Origin of the sequence: Methyloversatilis discipulorum (genome assembly GCF_000527135.1) — a bacterium.
Lineage (GTDB): Bacteria > Pseudomonadota > Gammaproteobacteria > Burkholderiales > Rhodocyclaceae > Methyloversatilis > Methyloversatilis discipulorum.
In genome coordinates this window covers 2,328,719-2,345,113 of the sequence record NZ_AZUP01000001.1, presented here as the reverse complement: position 1 = coordinate 2,345,113, position 16,395 = coordinate 2,328,719, and the positions used below count along the sequence as shown (strand labels likewise).

The window sequence follows — 16,395 nt, the reverse complement described above, 5'->3', positions numbered from 1 at the left end:
GAAACACGGGTCGCGCGCCGGGTGGCGCTCGCTCCGTTTTCCCCGGCCATCGCACTCTTTGTCCGGAGATTTCATGGCCTATACCTACACCGAGAAGAAACGCATTCGCAAGAGCTTTGCCAAGCGCGATGCGGTGCTCGACGTGCCCTTCCTGCTGGCGACCCAGCTGGAGTCCTACACGCAGTTCCTGCAGACCGACGTGCCGCTTGAGCACCGTCGCAATCAGGGCCTGCAGGCCGCATTCACGTCGATCTTCCCGATCAGCTCGCACTCCGGCAATGCCCGTCTCGAGTTCGTCCACTACATGCTGGGCGAACCGGCCTTCGACGTGAAGGAATGTCATCAGCGCGGTCTGACCTTCGCCAGCCCGCTGCGCGCGCGCGTCCGGCTGGTCATCATGGACCGCGAGGCGCCGAAGGAAACGATCAAGGAAGTGAAGGAGCAGGAAGTGTACATGGGCGAAATTCCGCTCATGACGACCACCGGCTCATTCGTCATCAATGGCACCGAGCGTGTCATCGTCAGCCAGTTGCACCGTTCGCCCGGCGTGTTCTTCGAGCACGATCGCGGCAAGACGCACAGCTCGGGCAAGCTGCTGTTCTCGGCCCGCATCATTCCCTATCGCGGCTCCTGGCTCGACTTCGAATTCGACCCGAAGGACTATCTGTACTTCCGCGTGGACCGTCGCCGCAAGATGCCGGTGACCATCCTGCTGAAGGCCATCGGCATGATGCCGGAGCAGATCCTCGAAACCTTCTTCGACTTCGACAGCTTCAACCTGGCGTCGAAGAGCGGCATCCAGATGAAGCTGGTGCCGGAGCGCTTGCGCGGCGAAATCGCCAAGTTCGACATCGTCGATGCGTCGGGCAAGGTCGTGGTCGCCAAGGACAAGCGCATCACCGCCAAGCACATCCGTGAGCTGGCCGAGTCGGGTACCGAGTCGATCGCCGTGCCGGAAGACTTCCTGGTCGGCCGCGTGATCGCGACCGCCGTCGTCGATCAGGACAGCGGCGAAATCCTCGCCAACGCGAACGACGAAATCACCGAAGATCTGCTGGCCAAGATGTCGGCCGCCGGCGTCGGCGAAATCAGCACGCTGTACACCAACGATCTGGACCGCGGCCCGTACATCTCGCAGACCCTGCGCACCGATGAGACCGCCGATCAGTGGTCGGCCCGCGTCGCCATCTACCGCATGATGCGTCCGGGCGAGCCGCCCACGGAAGATGCGGTGGAAACGCTGTTCCACGGCCTGTTCTACTCGGAAGAGCGCTACGACCTGTCGGCCGTGGGCCGCATGAAGTTCAACCGCCGTGTCGGTCGTGACGCCATCGAAGGCGCGCCGACGCTGTCGAACGAAGACATCGTCGACGTGATCAGGATCCTGGTGGATCTGCGCAACGGCAAGGGCGAGATCGACGATATCGACCACCTCGGCAACCGTCGCGTGCGTTCGGTCGGCGAACTGGCCGAGAACCAGTTCCGCGCCGGTCTGGTGCGTGTCGAGCGTGCGGTGAAGGAACGCCTGTCGCAGGCCGAATCCGACAACCTGATGCCGCATGACCTGATCAACGCCAAGCCGATTTCGGCTGCGATCAAGGAGTTCTTCGGTTCCAGCCAGCTGTCGCAGTTCATGGACCAGACCAACCCGCTGTCGGAAATCACGCACAAGCGTCGCGTGTCCGCACTGGGCCCGGGCGGTCTGACGCGCGAGCGCGCAGGCTTCGAAGTGCGCGACGTGCACCCGACCCACTATGGCCGCGTGTGCCCGATCGAAACGCCTGAAGGTCCGAACATCGGCCTGATCAACTCGCTCGCGCTCTACGCCCGTACCAACAAGTACGGCTTCCTGGAAACGCCTTACCGCCGCGTCGATGCTGGCCGCGTGACCGACCAGATCGACTTCCTGTCGGCGATCGAGGAAGGCAAGTACGTGATCGCCCAGGCGAACGCCTCGCTGGACGGTGAAGGTGCGCTGAGCGACGAGCTGGTGTCCTGCCGCCACAAGGGCGAATTCATGCTGTCGACGCCCGACCAGGTCCAGTACATGGACATCGCGCCGGGCCAGATCGTGTCGGTTGCTGCGTCGCTGATTCCGTTCCTCGAACACGATGACGCGAACCGCGCACTGATGGGCGCCAACATGCAGCGTCAGGCGGTGCCCTGCCTGCGTCCGGAGAAGGCTTTCGTCGGTACCGGCATCGAGCGCACCGTGGCGGTCGACTCGGGTACGGCGGTGCAGGCGCTGCGCGGCGGTGTGGTCGACTACGTCGATGCCAGCCGCGTCGTGGTCCGCGTCAATGACGAGGAGACCGTACCGGGCGAAGTCGGCGTCGATATCTACAACCTGGTCAAGTACACCCGCTCGAACCAGAACACCAACATCAACCAGCGTCCGGTCGTGAAGATCGGCGACATCATCGCCAAGGGCGACGTGGTGGCCGACGGCGCTTCGACCGACCTCGGTGAACTGGCCCTCGGCCAGAACATGCTGGTCGCCTTCATGCCGTGGAACGGCTACAACTTCGAGGATTCGATCCTGCTGTCGGAGCGCGTCGTTGCTGAAGACCGCTTCACCTCGGTCCACATCGAAGAGCTGACCGTGGTCGCCCGCGACACCAAGCTGGGTCCCGAGGAAATAACGCGCGACATCGCGTCGCTCGGCGAAGCGCAGCTTGGCCGTCTGGACGAGTCCGGCATCGTGTACATCGGCGCCGAAGTCGAAGCCGGTGACGTGCTGGTCGGCAAGGTGACGCCGAAGGGCGAAACCCAGCTGACGCCGGAAGAGAAGCTGCTGCGCGCGATCTTCGGCGAGAAGGCATCCGACGTGAAGGACACCTCGCTGCGCGTGCCGTCCGGCATGAACGGCACGGTGATCGACGTGCAGGTGTTCACCCGCGAAGGTATCGAGCGCGACAAGCGCGCTCAGTCCATCATCGATGACATGCTGCGTGGCTACCGCCAGGATCTGGGCGACCAGATGCGCATCGTCGAACGTGACACCTTCGCCCGTATCGAGCGTCTGCTGATCGGTCGTGTGGCCAACGGCGGCCCGAAGCGTCTGGCCAAGGGTGCCACCATCACGCGTGAGTACCTGGATGGCGTCGAGCCGCACAGTTGGTTCGACATCCGCATGGCCGAAGAGGACATCGCCGGCCAGCTGGAAAGCCTGCGCGAATCGCTGGAAAAGACCCGCACCGACTTCGACCTCGCTTTCGAGCTGAAGAAGAAGAAGCTCACTCAGGGCGACGAGCTGCCGCCGGGCGTGCAGAAGATGGTCAAGGTCTATCTGGCGGTGAAGCGTCGCCTGCAGCCGGGCGACAAGATGGCCGGCCGCCACGGCAACAAGGGTGTCGTGTCCAAGATCACGCCGATCGAAGACATGCCCTACATGGAAGACGGCACTTCGGTCGACATCGTGCTGAACCCGCTCGGCGTGCCGTCGCGGATGAACATCGGTCAGATCCTGGAAACCCACCTTGGCATGGCCGCACGTGGCCTGGGCAAGAAGATCGACGCGATGCTGCGCCGTCAGGCCAATATGGCCGAACTGCGCGCTTTCCTCGACGAGATCTACAACCGCAGCGGCACCAGTGAAGACATCGCCTCGCTGAATGACGGCGAAGTGCTGGAACTGGCGAGCAACCTGAAGCACGGCGTGCCGTTCGCGACGCCGGTGTTCGATGGTGCGCACGAAGGTGAAATCCGCCGCATGCTGGAACTGGCCGACATGCCGGCCGGCGGCCAGATGACGCTGTACGACGGCCGCACTGGCGAGGCGTTCGAACGCCAGGTCACCGTGGGCTATATGCACGTGCTGAAGCTGCATCACCTGGTCGACGACAAGATGCACGCCCGTTCGACCGGCCCGTACTCGCTGGTCACGCAGCAGCCGCTGGGTGGCAAGGCGCAGTTCGGTGGTCAGCGTTTCGGTGAGATGGAAGTGTGGGCGCTGGAAGCGTACGGCGCTTCCTATACGCTGCAGGAAATGCTCACCGTGAAGTCCGATGACGTGACCGGCCGTACCAAGGTCTACGAAAACATCGTCAAGGGCGAGCACAAGATCGATGCCGGCATGCCGGAGTCGTTCAACGTGCTGGTGAAGGAAATCCGATCCCTGGCCATCGACATTGATTTGGAGCGGTTCTAGGACTGGGCGCGAAAGCGTTCCGCCTAGCCCCTAGCCACTAGCCCCAAAGGAGTTGCCATGAAAGCATTGCTGGATCTTTTCAAGCAGGTCACGCAGGAAGAAGAGTTCGACGCGATCACCATCGGTCTCGCGTCGCCGGACAAGATCCGTTCCTGGTCCTACGGCGAAGTCAAGAAGCCGGAAACGATCAACTACCGCACCTTCAAGCCGGAGCGGGACGGTCTGTTCTGCGCCAAGATCTTCGGTCCGGTCAAGGACTACGAATGCCTGTGCGGCAAGTACAAGCGTCTGAAGCACCGCGGCGTCATCTGCGAAAAGTGCGGCGTTGAAGTCACGCTGTCCAAGGTGCGTCGCGAGCGCATGGGCCACATCGAGTTGGCCAGCCCGACCGCGCACATCTGGTTCCTGAAGTCGCTGCCGTCGCGTCTGGGCATGGTGCTCGACATGACGCTGCGTGACATCGAGCGCGTGCTGTACTTCGAAGGCTATGTCGTTGTCGATCCGGGCATGACGCCGCTGAACCGCGGCCAGCTGCTGTCGGAAGACGATTACCTGGCCAAGGTCGAAGAGTACGGCGACGACTTCACCGCGTTCATGGGTGCGGAAGGCGTGCGCGGCATGCTGCGTTCGCTCGACCTGAACCGTGAAGTCGAGAAGCTTCGCGGCGAGCTGGAAGCCACCAGCTCCGAAGCGAAGATGAAGAAGATTTCCAAGCGTCTGAAGATTCTCGAAGGCTTCCAGCATTCGGGCATCAAGCCCGAGTGGATGATTCTGGAAGTGCTGCCGGTGCTGCCGCCGGACCTGCGTCCGCTGGTGCCGCTGGACGGCGGCCGCTTCGCGACCTCGGATCTGAACGACCTGTACCGCCGCGTCATCAACCGCAACAATCGTCTGAAGCGTTTGCTCGAGCTCAAGGCGCCTGAAATCATCGTGCGCAACGAAAAGCGCATGCTGCAGGAAGCGGTGGATTCGCTGCTCGACAACGGCCGTCGCGGCAAGGCGATGACCGGCGCCAACAAGCGCCCGCTGAAGTCGCTGGCCGACATGATCAAGGGCAAGGGCGGTCGTTTCCGTCAGAACCTGCTGGGCAAGCGCGTCGACTATTCGGGTCGTTCGGTCATCGTGGTGGGTCCGCAGCTCAAGCTGCATCAGTGCGGTCTGCCGAAGAAGATGGCGCTCGAGCTGTTCAAGCCCTTCATCTTCAATAAGCTCGAACTGAACGGCATGGCGACCACCATCAAGGCCGCCAAGAAGCTGGTTGAGCAGGAAGTGCCGGAAGTGTGGGACATCCTCGAAGAGGTGATCCGCGAACATCCGGTCATGCTGAACCGCGCGCCGACGCTGCACCGCCTCGGCATCCAGGCGTTCGAGCCGACGCTGATCGAAGGCAAGGCCATTCAGCTGCACCCGCTGGTCTGCGTGGCGTTCAACGCCGACTTCGACGGTGACCAGATGGCCGTCCACGTGCCGCTGTCGCTGGAAGCGCAGATGGAAGCGCGCACGCTGATGCTGGCGTCGAACAACGTGCTGTCGCCGGCCAACGGCGAGCCGATCATCGTGCCGTCGCAGGACATCGTGCTTGGTCTGTACTACGCCACCCGCGCCAAGATCAACGGCAAGGGCGAAGGCATGATGTTCGCGAACGTGAACGAAATGCGCCGCGCCTACGAAAACGGTTTCGTCGAACTGCACTCGAAGGTGTCGGTGCGCATCCGCGAAGTCGAAGTCGTCGACGGTGAGAAGCGCGAGAAGATCACGCGCTACGACACCACGGTCGGTCGCGCCATGCTGGCAGAAATCCTGCCGCCGGGCCTGCCGTTCTCGGTGCTCGACAAGCCGCTGAAGAAGAAGGAAATCTCGAAGCTGGTGAACCACAGCTTCCGTCGCTGCGGCCTGCGCGAAACCGTCATCTTCGCCGACAAGCTGATGCAGGCCGGTTTCGGTCTCGCGACCCGCGCCGGCATTTCGATCGCGGTGAAGGACATGCTGGTGCCGGACGCCAAGCACACCATCATCAGCGCTGCCGAAGCGGAGGTGAAGGAAATCGCCCAGCAGTACACGTCGGGTCTGGTGACCGACGGCGAGCGCTACAACAAGGTGGTGGACATCTGGGGTCGTGCCGGTGACCAGGTCGCGAAGGCGATGATGGACCAGCTCGGTCAGGAAGATACGGTCGATCGCAACGGCAACACGGTGAAGCAGGAGTCGTTCAACTCTATCTACATGATGGCCGACTCCGGCGCCCGTGGTTCCGCTGCCCAGATCCGTCAGCTGGCCGGCATGCGGGGCCTGATGGCGAAGCCGGACGGCTCCATCATCGAAACGCCGATCACGACCAACTTCCGTGAAGGTCTGAACGTTCTGCAGTACTTCATCTCGACGCACGGCGCCCGTAAGGGCCTGGCCGATACGGCGCTGAAGACCGCGAACTCCGGTTACCTGACCCGTCGTCTGGTCGACGTGACGCAGGATCTGGTGGTCACCGAGGACGATTGCGGCACCGCCGAAGGCTTCGTCATGAAGGCGCTGGTCGAGGGCGGTGAAGTGATCGAGCCGCTGCGCGAGCGGGTGCTCGGCCGCGTCACGGCTGCTGACGTCGTCAATCCGGAGACGCAGGAAACGGTGATCTACGCCGGTGAACTGATCGACGAAGACCGTTGCGATCTGATGGATTCGCTCGGCGTCGATGAGGTGAAGGTGCGTACGCCGCTGACCTGCGAAACGCGCTATGGCCTGTGCGCCCAGTGCTACGGTCGCGACCTCGGTCGCGGCCAGATCGTGAATGCCGGTGAGGCCGTCGGCGTCATCGCCGCGCAGTCGATCGGTGAGCCGGGCACGCAGCTGACCATGCGTACCTTCCACGTCGGTGGTGCGGCGTCGCGAGCTGCCGCCGCCAGCGGTGTGGAGGCAAAGAGCGCGGGTGTCATCCGCTTCACGCAGAACATGCGCTATGTCACCAGCGCGAAGAACGAGAAGATCGTCATCGCGCGCAGTGCCGAAATCATCATCACCGATGATCACGGCCGTGAGCGCGAGCGCCACAAGGTGCCGTACGGTGCGACGCTGCAGGTCGATGAAGGTCAGACCATCAAGGCCGGTACCGGCCTGGCGACCTGGGATCCGCATACCCGCCCCATCATTACCGAGTACTCGGGCATCGTGCGCTTCGAACACGTCGAGGAAGGCGTGACCGTGGCGAAGCAGGTCGATGACGTGACCGGCCTGACGACCCTGGTGGTTATCGACCCGAAGCGTCGCAGCACCAGCACCAAGGGCCTGCGCCCGCAGGTGAAGCTGCTGACCGAATCGGGCGATGAAGTGAAGATCGCCGGTACCGATACGGCCGTGTCGATCACCTTCCAGGTGGGTTGTATCATCACCGTAAAGGACGGTCAGGCGGTCAGTGTTGGTGACGTGCTGGCGCGTATCCCGCAGGAATCCGCGAAGACTCGAGACATTACCGGGGGTCTGCCGCGCGTGGCCGAGCTGTTCGAAGCCCGTTCGCCGAAGGACGCCGGTCTGCTGGCCGAGGTCACCGGTACGGTGTCGTTCGGCAAGGACACCAAGGGCAAGCAGCGTCTTGTCATCACCGAGCCGGATGGCACGGTGAACGAGTTCCTGATCCCGAAAGACAAGCACGTCACGGTGCACGACGGCCAGGTGGTGAACAAGGGCGAGGTGATCGTCGACGGCGCAGTCGAGCCGCACGACATCCTGCGTCTGAAGGGCGTCGAGGAGCTGGCGCGCTACATCATCGACGAAGTGCAGGACGTGTACCGTCTGCAGGGCGTGAAGATCAACGACAAGCACATCGAAGTGATCGTCCGCCAGATGCTGCGTCGCGTGGTCATCGTCGATTCGGGTGATTCGAAATTCATCCGCGAGGAACAGGTCGAACGTTCCGAGGTGCTGGACGAGAACGATCGTCTGGTCGCCGAGGGCAAGCGCCCGGCCGAGTACCAGTACATGCTGCTGGGTATCACCAAGGCCTCGCTGTCGACCGACTCGTTCATCTCCGCCGCGTCCTTCCAGGAAACGACGCGCGTGCTGACCGAGGCGGCCATCATGGGCAAGCGCGACGAACTGCGCGGCCTGAAGGAAAACGTCATCGTCGGTCGTCTGATCCCGGCGGGTACGGGTCTGGCCTACCACCGCACCCGTCGTGCCCAGGCTGTCGGCGACGACGCCGCGGCAGCCGATCGCGTGCTGTTCGGCGATGACCCGGTGACGGTGGAAGCCGATGCCGGTGAAGCGCAGTAATCGTCTTACGCAGTAGAGAGCACAACCCTGCGGTGTTCGGAGAATGCCGCGGGGTTGACCCTGTTGTTTTTATGTGCCTATAATCCGGCCTCTTTGTGGGTCCGCCAACCGTAGCGGGCTCAAGGCGAACGAGTCGCGGAGGCGGGCCACTGGATAGGCGTCGCCTCCGGTCTTTTGGAATCTCGAAAAAATGCCAACCATCAATCAGCTTGTACGCAAGCCGCGCACGTCGCCGGTAAGCAAATCCAAGGTGCCGGCTCTCGAAGCCTGCCCGCAAAAGCGCGGTGTCTGCACCCGCGTGTACACCACGACCCCGAAGAAGCCGAACTCGGCGCTGCGTAAGGTCGCCAAGGTGCGTCTGACCAACGGCTTCGAGGTCATTTCCTACATCGGCGGCGAAGGCCACAACCTGCAGGAACACTCGGTTGTGCTGATTCGCGGTGGCCGTGTGAAGGATCTGCCGGGTGTGCGCTACCACATCGTCCGCGGCTCGCTTGATCTTCAGGGTGTGAAGGATCGTAAGCAGTCCCGTTCGAAGTACGGCGCCAAGCGTCCGAAGAAAGCGTAATCGCAAGAGATTGAGGGGTTAAAAAATGCCGCGTCGTCGCGAAGTACCCAAGCGGGACATTCTGCCGGATCCGAAATTCGGTAGTGTCGAGCTTTCCAAGTTTGTCAATGTGCTGATGTCCGCCGGCAAGAAGTCTGTTGCCGAGCGTATCGTCTATGGCGCGTTTGACCAGATCAAGACCAAGAGTGGCAAGGATCCGCTCGAGGTGTTTTCCCAGGCGATCAACAACGTCAAGCCGGTAGTTGAGGTGAAGAGCCGCCGTGTTGGTGGTGCCAACTACCAGGTGCCGGTTGAGGTGCGTCCGTCGCGTCGCATGGCGCTGTCGATGCGCTGGCTGCGTGAGGCTGCTCGCAAGCGTTCCGAGAAGTCGATGGGCCTGCGTCTGGCTGCCGAGTTGCTGGAAGCGGCTGAAGGTCGTGGCGCTGCGATGAAGAAGCGAGACGAAGTTCACCGGATGGCGGATGCCAACAAGGCGTTCTCGCACTTCCGCTTCTGATTCCAAATTTCGCTTAACTGACTGGCCGCCACTTGTGGCGGCCTCTTGTTTCAAAGGACTGTATCGTGGCACGCAAGACACCGATCGAGCGCTACCGGAACATCGGCATTTCCGCTCACATCGACGCCGGCAAGACGACGACGACCGAGCGGATTCTTTACTACACGGGCGTCAACCACAAGCTGGGTGAGGTGCATGATGGCGCCGCCACGACGGACTGGATGGAACAGGAGCAGGAGCGTGGCATCACGATCACCTCCGCTGCCGTGACCACCTTCTGGAAGGGTATGGGCGGCAACTATCCCGAGCACCGTATCAACATCATCGACACCCCGGGTCACGTCGACTTCACCATTGAAGTCGAGCGCTCGATGCGCGTGCTTGATGGCGCCTGCATGGTTTACTGCGCAGTGGGTGGTGTTCAGCCGCAGTCGGAAACCGTGTGGCGTCAGGCCAACAAGTACGGTGTGCCGCGTCTCGCCTTCGTGAACAAGATGGACCGTACCGGCGCCAACTTTTTCAAGGTGTACGAACAGCTGAAGACCCGCCTGAGTGCGAATCCGGTTCCGGTGGTTGTGCCCATTGGCGCGGAAGAGAACTTCAAGGGCGTTGTCGACCTCATCAAGATGAAGGCCATCCTGTGGGATGAGGCTTCGCAGGGCATCAAGTTCTCGTACGAGGACATTCCTGCAGAGCTGCAATCCACGTGTGAGGAATGGCGTGAGAAGATGGTCGAGGCGGCGGCTGAGTCCAGCGAAGAGATGATGAACAAGTACCTCGAGAGCGGTGAGCTCTCCGAGGCTGACATCATCCTGGGTCTGCGCACCCGCACCATCGCAGGCGAGATCCAGCCGATGCTGTGCGGTACCGCTTTCAAGAACAAGGGTGTGCAGCGCATGCTGGATGCCGTCGTCGACTTCCTGCCGTCCCCGGTTGATATTCCGCCGGTCAAGGGTATTGGTGAAAACGACGAGCAGGTCGAGCGTGCAGCGGCTGACGACGAGAAGTTCTCCGCGCTCGCGTTCAAACTGATGTCGGACAAGTACGTCGGTCAGCTCACCTTCATTCGCGTCTATTCGGGTGTTCTGAAGTCCGGTGATACGGTGTACAACCCGGTCAAGGGCAAGAAGGAACGCATCGGCCGTCTGGTGCAGATGCACGCCAACGATCGCCAGGAAATCGAAGAGGTTCGTGCGGGCGACATCGCTGCCGCGATCGGTCTTCAGTCGGTGACCACCGGTGAGACGCTGTGCGACCCGGATGCTGAAGTCACGCTCGAGCGCATGGAATTCCCGGAGCCGGTGATTCACGTCGCCGTCGAGCCGAAGACCAAGGGTGACCAGGAAAAGATGGGTCTGGCGCTGGGTCGTCTGGCACAGGAGGATCCGTCCTTCCGCGTGCGTACCGACGAAGAGTCCGGTCAGACCGTCATTTCGGGCATGGGTGAACTGCACCTCGAAATCATCGTTGATCGCATGAAGCGTGAGTTCGGTGTCGAGGCAAACGTCGGTGCGCCGCAGGTTGCCTATCGCGAGGCGGTGCGCAAGTCGGTCGAGCAGGAAGGCAAGTTCGTCAAGCAGTCGGGTGGTCGCGGTCAGTACGGCCACGTCTGGATCAAGCTTGAGCCGAACGAGCCGGGCAAGGGTTACCAGTTCGTGGATGCGATCAAGGGCGGTACCGTGCCGCGCGAATTCATCCCGGCGGTCGATCGCGGTCTGCAGGAGACTCTGCCGAACGGCGTTCTGGCGGGCTTCCCGGTGGTGGATGTGAAGGTCACGCTGTTTGATGGCTCCTACCACGACGTGGACTCGAACGAAAACGCGTTCAAGATGGCTGCCTCGATGGCGTTCAAGGACGCGATGCGCAAGGCCAGCCCGGTTCTGCTCGAGCCGATGATGGCCGTCGAGGTGGAGACGCCTGAAGACTACATGGGCAACGTCATGGGTGACCTGTCCGGTCGCCGCGGCATCGTCCAGGGCATGGAAGATCTGCCGGGCGGTATCAAGGCGATCAAGGCCGAAGTGCCGCTCGCATCGATGTTCGGCTACTCGACCACGCTGCGCTCGCTGAGCCAGGGTCGTGCGACCTACTCGATGGAATTCAAGCATTACGCGGAAGCGCCCAAGAACGTCGCTGACGCCATCATCAACAAGAAGTGAGTTTTGGGATTTAGGGGTTAGAAATGGCAAAGGGAAAGTTTGAGCGCACCAAGCCGCACGTGAACGTGGGTACGATTGGTCACGTTGACCATGGCAAGACGACGCTGACGGCGGCGATCACGACGATTCTGTCGTCGAAGTTCGGTGGTGAAGCGAAGGCGTACGACCAGATCGACGCAGCGCCGGAAGAGAAGGCGCGCGGCATCACGATCAACACGGCGCACGTTGAGTACGAGACGGCGACCCGTCACTACGCGCACGTTGATTGCCCGGGTCACGCCGACTACGTGAAGAACATGATTACCGGTGCGGCGCAGATGGACGGCGCCATTCTGGTGTGCTCGGCCGCTGACGGCCCGATGCCGCAGACGCGCGAACACATCCTGCTGGCCCGTCAGGTCGGTGTGCCGTACATCGTCGTGTTCCTGAACAAGTGCGACATGGTTGACGACGCCGAGCTGCTCGAGCTGGTTGAAATGGAAGTTCGCGAGCTGCTGTCGAAGTACGACTTCCCGGGCGACGACGTGCCCATCGTCAAGGGCTCGGCCCTGAAGGCGCTGGAAGGCGACAAGACCGATCTGGGCGAAGGTGCCATCATGGCGCTGGCCGCTGCACTGGACAGCTACATCCCGACGCCGGAGCGCGCAGTGGATGGCGCGTTCCTGATGCCGATCGAAGACGTGTTCTCGATCTCGGGTCGCGGCACCGTGGTGACCGGTCGTATCGAGCGCGGCATCGTGAAGGTTGGTGAGGAAATCGAAATCGTCGGTATCAAGCCGACGGTGAAGACCACCTGCACTGGCGTTGAAATGTTCCGCAAGCTGCTGGACCAGGGTCAGGCGGGTGACAACGTTGGCGTGCTGCTGCGCGGCACCAAGCGCGAAGACGTGGAGCGTGGTCAGGTTCTGGCCAAGCCGGGCTCGATCAAGCCGCACACGCACTTCACGGCTGAGATCTACGTGCTGTCGAAGGAAGAAGGTGGTCGTCACACGCCGTTCTTCAACGGCTACCGTCCGCAGTTCTACTTCCGTACGACGGACGTGACCGGCTCGATCGAGCTGCCGGCGGGCACCGAAATGGTGATGCCAGGCGACAACGTGTCGATCACGGTGAAGCTGATCGCCCCGATCGCGATGGAAGAAGGTCTGCGCTTCGCGATCCGCGAAGGTGGCCGTACCGTCGGCGCCGGTGTGGTTGCAAAGATCGTCGAATAATTAGTACAATCGTCAGCTTTTGCGCCGGGTGGCTTGTGCTACCCGGCTTTGCTCTTTCGCTCTTTGGGAAAATCCAATGCAAAGCCAGAAGATCCGTATCCGCCTCAAGGCATTCGACTATCGCCTGATCGACCAGTCGGCTCTTGAGATCGTGGATACCGCCAAGCGCACCGGCGCCGTTGTTCGTGGTCCCGTGCCGCTGCCGACCCGCATCGAGCGTTTCAATGTGCTGCGTTCGCCGCATGTGAACAAGAGCTCGCGCGATCAGTTCGAAATCCGTACCCATGTTCGCCTGATGGACATCATCGATCCGACCGACAAGACCGTCGACGCATTGATGAAGCTCGATCTGCCGGCGGGTGTGGATGTGGAGATCAAGCTTCAGTAAGTGCAGTCTTTTCCGGCGTTCTTTTTGCCGGTAAGCGTCATCGGATGTTCCGGTGGCAGTTGAAACGGATCCCGGTCAATCGCAACCGGGATGAGGAGAAAAACATGACTCTAGGCCTTGTGGGTCGCAAGGTCGGCATGACGCGTATTTTCACCGATGACGGGCAAACCGTTCCGGTGACGGTCGTGGATGTGTCGAACAATCGCGTCACCCAGATCAAGACAGCAGAAACCGACGGTTACACGTCGGTGCAGGTCGCTTTCGGCAAGCGTCGCGCTACGCGCGTGAACAAAGCCGCCGCAGGTCATTTTGCCAAGGCAGGTGTTGAGGCTGGCGAGGTGCTGCGTGAATTCCGTGTGGACGCTGGCAAGCTCGCCGAATTCAAGGCGGGTGATGTGATCAGCCCCGCCTCGGTGTTTTCGGTAGGCCAGAAGGTCGATGTGACGGGTACGTCCATCGGCAAGGGCTTTGCCGGTGCCATCAAGCGCCACAACTTCTCGTCCAACCGTGCGTCGCACGGCAACTCGATCTCGCACAACTCGCCGGGTTCTATCGGTATGGCGCAGGATCCGGGTCGCGTTTTCCCGGGTAAGCGCATGGCCGGTCACCTGGGTGACGTCAAGTGCACCCAGCAGGGTCTGGAGGTCGTGCGTATCGACGAGGCCCGTCAGCTGCTGCTCATCAAGGGCGCAATTCCGGGTTCCAAGGGCGGCGACGTTGTCGTGCTGCCGGCGGTCAAGGGCTGAGGAGAGCGCGATGGCTGAATTGAAGGTATTGAACGACGCCGGTCAACAGGCGGCGACGGTGCAGGCACCGGACGCGCTGTTTGCCCGCGAATACAACGAAGCGCTGGTTCATCAGGTGGTCGTGGCCTATCAGGCCAACGCTCGCCAGGGTACCCGCGCTCAGAAGGACCGTACGCTGGTCAAGCACACCACGCGTAAGCCGTGGCGTCAGAAGGGCACCGGTCGCGCACGCGCCGGTATGTCCTCCAGCCCGCTGTGGCGTGGCGGCGGTCGCATCTTCCCGAACTCGCCCGACGAGAACTTCTCGCAGAAGGTCAATCGCAAGATGTATCGCGCCGGCATCGCCGCGATCCTCTCGCAACTGGCTCGCGAAGACCGCATTGCCGTGGTCGAGAATTTCAATGTCGAGGCTCCGAAGACCAAGCTGCTGTCGAGCAAGCTCAAGGGCATGGGTCTGGATTCGGTGCTCGTGATCACCGACGAACTCGATGAGAACCTGTTCCTGTCGTCGCGCAACCTGCACAACGTGCTGGTTCTCGAAGCGCACGAGACGGATCCGGTTTCGCTCATCCGCTTCGGCAAGGTGCTGGTCACGCGCAGCGCGATGAGCAAATTCGAGGAGATGTGGGCATGAGCAACTTTTCGCAGGAAAGGCTGATGCAGGTTCTGCTCGCGCCGCAGATTTCCGAGAAGGCGACCTTCATTGCCGACCGTAACAACCAGGTCGTGTTCAAGGTTGCGCCGGATGCTACCAAGCCGGAAATCAAGGCTGCGGTCGAACTGCTGTTCAGCAAGGGCGACAACAAGATCGAAGTCCTGTCGGTTCAGGTTCTGAACGTGAAGGGCAAGGTCAAGCGTTTTGGCCGCACGTTCGGCCGCCGCAGCGACTGGAAGAAGGCCTTTGTGCGCATCAAGCCGGGCCAGGATATCGAGTTCGCTGAAGGAGGGGCTGTCTAATGGCACTCGTCAAAGTCAAGCCGACTTCGGCCGGCCGCCGCGCCGTCGTCAAGGTCGTCAATCCGACCCTGTACAAGGGCCGTCCGGTTGATTCGCTCACCGAGAGCCAGAACAAGACCTCGGGTCGCAACAACCACGGCCGGATCACGACCCGTCACAAGGGTGGTGGTCACCGTCAGCAATATCGCGTGATCGATTTCCGTCGCAACAAGGATGGCATCGTCGCGACCGTCGAGCGCATCGAGTACGACCCGAACCGTTCGGCTCATATCGCACTGCTCTGCTACGCCGACGGCGAGCGCCGCTACATCATTGCCCCGAAGGGCATGGTGGTCGGTCAGCAGGTGGTCAGTGGTTCGGAAGCGCCGATCAAGTCGGGCAATGCTCTGCCGCTGCGCAACATTCCGGTCGGTTCGACGGTGCATTGCATCGAAATGACGCCGGGCAAGGGCGCGCAGCTGGCGCGCGCTGCGGGTACCTCGGTTCAGTTGCTGGCGCGCGAAGGCAGCTACGCCCAACTGCGTCTGCGTTCCGGTGAAATCCGCCGTGTGCACGTCGAGTGTCGCGCGACCATCGGCGAAGTGGGCAACGAAGAGAACAACCTGCGCAAGCTTGGCAAGGCCGGCGCAACCCGTTGGCGCGGTGTGCGTCCGACGGTTCGCGGTACCGTGATGAACCCGATCGATCACCCGCATGGTGGTGGTGAGGGCCGTACTGGTGAAGGTCGCGTTCCCGTCAGCCCGTGGGGTCAGCCGACCAAGGGCTACCGCACCCGCAGCAACAAGCGCACGAGCAACATGATCGTGCAGCGCCGCTACAAGCGATAAGAGGTAGGCAATGGCACGTTCAATCAAGAAAGGCCCGTTCGTCGACGCCCACCTGCTGGCCAAGGTGGATACGGCTCGCGCGTCGAATGACAAGCGTCCGATCAAGACCTGGTCGCGTCGTTCGACCGTTCTGCCGGACTTCATCGGTCTCACCATCGCCGTGCATAACGGTCGCCAGCACATTCCGGTCTATGTTTCGGAAAACATGGTCGGCCACAAGCTGGGCGAGTTTGCGCTGACCCGTACGTTCAAGGGTCACACCGCAGGCAAGAAAGCGAAGAAGTAAGGAGCGATGACAATGGAAACCCGTGCAAATCTTCGCGGTGTGCGCCTGTCGGCGCAAAAGGGTCGGCTGGTTGCCGATCTGATCCGCGGCAAGTCGGTCAGTCAGGCTCTGAACATTCTGGCTTTCAGCCCCAAGAAGGGCGCAAAGATCATCAAGAAGGTCGTCGAGTCCGCAATCGCGAATGCCGAGCATAACGACGGCGCCGATATCGACAGCCTCAAGGTGAAGACCATTTACGTGGAAAAGGGTGTGGTGCTCAAGCGCTTCACCGCCCGGGCCAAGGGACGCGGTAACCGCATCGTGAAGCCGACCTGCCACGTGTTCGTCACGGTTGGAGACTGAAG

13 protein-coding genes are annotated in these 16,395 nt (G+C 61.7%); all 13 read left to right on the top strand.

Translation table 11 applies throughout. The features are described 5' to 3' along the window. Positions 1-73 precede the first annotated feature (73 nt). The 13 genes from rpoB to rplV all read left to right on the top strand — a co-directional run bounded on the left by rpoB (position 74) and on the right by rplV (position 16,393). The gene (rpoB, locus tag METFAM1_RS0110860) at positions 74-4,150 is read left to right on the top strand and encodes a DNA-directed RNA polymerase subunit beta (protein WP_019915268.1); all 4,077 of its coding nucleotides are present in this window, start codon (positions 74-76) and stop codon (positions 4,148-4,150) included. Positions 4,151-4,207: 57 nt separating this feature from the next. Beyond that, positions 4,208-8,410 (top strand): DNA-directed RNA polymerase subunit beta', encoded by a 4,203-nt coding sequence (gene rpoC / locus METFAM1_RS0110855; protein WP_019915267.1) that lies wholly within the window; start codon positions 4,208-4,210, stop codon positions 8,408-8,410. A gap of 190 nt (positions 8,411-8,600) precedes the next feature. After that, a complete protein-coding gene (gene rpsL, locus METFAM1_RS0110850) occupies positions 8,601-8,978 on the top strand; it encodes a 30S ribosomal protein S12 (RefSeq protein ID WP_008061703.1) in 378 nt (125 codons plus the stop codon). A 25-nt stretch (positions 8,979-9,003) separates the two neighbouring features. Beyond that, entirely contained in the window at positions 9,004-9,474 is a 471-nt protein-coding gene (gene rpsG / locus METFAM1_RS0110845; protein ID WP_019915266.1) for a 30S ribosomal protein S7, read from the top strand. 65 nt (positions 9,475-9,539) lie between these two features. Beyond that, positions 9,540-11,633: an elongation factor G gene (gene fusA / locus METFAM1_RS0110840; RefSeq protein WP_019915265.1), complete on the top strand. Its 2,094-nt coding sequence runs from the start codon at positions 9,540-9,542 to the stop codon at positions 11,631-11,633. Positions 11,634-11,656: 23 nt separating this feature from the next. After that, on the top strand, positions 11,657-12,847 hold the full coding sequence (tuf, locus tag METFAM1_RS0110835) for an elongation factor Tu (RefSeq protein ID WP_019915275.1): 1,191 nt from the start codon (positions 11,657-11,659) through the stop codon (positions 12,845-12,847). Positions 12,848-12,923: 76 nt separating this feature from the next. Next, entirely contained in the window at positions 12,924-13,235 is a 312-nt protein-coding gene (gene rpsJ / locus METFAM1_RS0110830; protein WP_018413334.1) for a 30S ribosomal protein S10, read from the top strand. Positions 13,236-13,339: 104 nt separating this feature from the next. Then, complete coding sequence (rplC, locus tag METFAM1_RS0110825; protein ID WP_024300633.1) at positions 13,340-13,981, top strand: 50S ribosomal protein L3; 642 nt, start codon at positions 13,340-13,342, stop codon at positions 13,979-13,981. Positions 13,982-13,991: 10 nt separating this feature from the next. Beyond that, a complete protein-coding gene (gene rplD / locus METFAM1_RS0110820) occupies positions 13,992-14,615 on the top strand; it encodes a 50S ribosomal protein L4 (protein ID WP_019919629.1) in 624 nt (207 codons plus the stop codon). Further along, positions 14,612-14,938, top strand: coding sequence for a 50S ribosomal protein L23 (gene rplW / locus METFAM1_RS0110815; protein WP_019919628.1), 327 nt, complete (start codon positions 14,612-14,614; stop codon positions 14,936-14,938). The genes rplD and rplW overlap by 4 nt, the downstream gene beginning before the upstream one ends. After that, positions 14,938-15,765, top strand: coding sequence for a 50S ribosomal protein L2 (rplB, locus tag METFAM1_RS0110810; protein WP_019919627.1), 828 nt, complete (start codon positions 14,938-14,940; stop codon positions 15,763-15,765). Before rplW ends, rplB begins: the two co-directional genes overlap by 1 nt. Before the next feature lie 10 nt (positions 15,766-15,775). Beyond that, complete coding sequence (gene rpsS, locus METFAM1_RS0110805) at positions 15,776-16,051, top strand: 30S ribosomal protein S19 (RefSeq protein ID WP_008061716.1); 276 nt, start codon at positions 15,776-15,778, stop codon at positions 16,049-16,051. 12 nt (positions 16,052-16,063) lie between these two features. Beyond that, positions 16,064-16,393, top strand: coding sequence for a 50S ribosomal protein L22 (rplV, locus tag METFAM1_RS0110800; protein ID WP_020163430.1), 330 nt, complete (start codon positions 16,064-16,066; stop codon positions 16,391-16,393). Positions 16,394-16,395 lie beyond the last annotated feature (2 nt).

What these genes read in the sequence shown, in the direction of transcription:
- rpsL (WP_008061703.1), top strand. Translation starts at nt 8,601, where the DNA reads ATGCCAACCATCAATCAGCTTGTACGCAAGCCGCGCACGTCGCCGGTA.
- tuf (WP_019915275.1), top strand. Translation starts at nt 11,657, where the DNA reads ATGGCAAAGGGAAAGTTTGAGCGCACCAAGCCGCACGTGAACGTGGGT.
- rpsJ (WP_018413334.1), top strand. Translation starts at nt 12,924, where the DNA reads ATGCAAAGCCAGAAGATCCGTATCCGCCTCAAGGCATTCGACTATCGC.
- rplW (WP_019919628.1), top strand. Translation starts at nt 14,612, where the DNA reads ATGAGCAACTTTTCGCAGGAAAGGCTGATGCAGGTTCTGCTCGCGCCG.
- rpsG (WP_019915266.1), top strand. Translation starts at nt 9,004, where the DNA reads ATGCCGCGTCGTCGCGAAGTACCCAAGCGGGACATTCTGCCGGATCCG.
- rpoC (WP_019915267.1), top strand. Translation starts at nt 4,208, where the DNA reads ATGAAAGCATTGCTGGATCTTTTCAAGCAGGTCACGCAGGAAGAAGAG.
- rpsS (WP_008061716.1), top strand. Translation starts at nt 15,776, where the DNA reads ATGGCACGTTCAATCAAGAAAGGCCCGTTCGTCGACGCCCACCTGCTG.
- rplB (WP_019919627.1), top strand. Translation starts at nt 14,938, where the DNA reads ATGGCACTCGTCAAAGTCAAGCCGACTTCGGCCGGCCGCCGCGCCGTC.
- rplV (WP_020163430.1), top strand. Translation starts at nt 16,064, where the DNA reads ATGGAAACCCGTGCAAATCTTCGCGGTGTGCGCCTGTCGGCGCAAAAG.
- rplC (WP_024300633.1), top strand. Translation starts at nt 13,340, where the DNA reads ATGACTCTAGGCCTTGTGGGTCGCAAGGTCGGCATGACGCGTATTTTC.
- rplD (WP_019919629.1), top strand. Translation starts at nt 13,992, where the DNA reads ATGGCTGAATTGAAGGTATTGAACGACGCCGGTCAACAGGCGGCGACG.
- rpoB (WP_019915268.1), top strand. Translation starts at nt 74, where the DNA reads ATGGCCTATACCTACACCGAGAAGAAACGCATTCGCAAGAGCTTTGCC.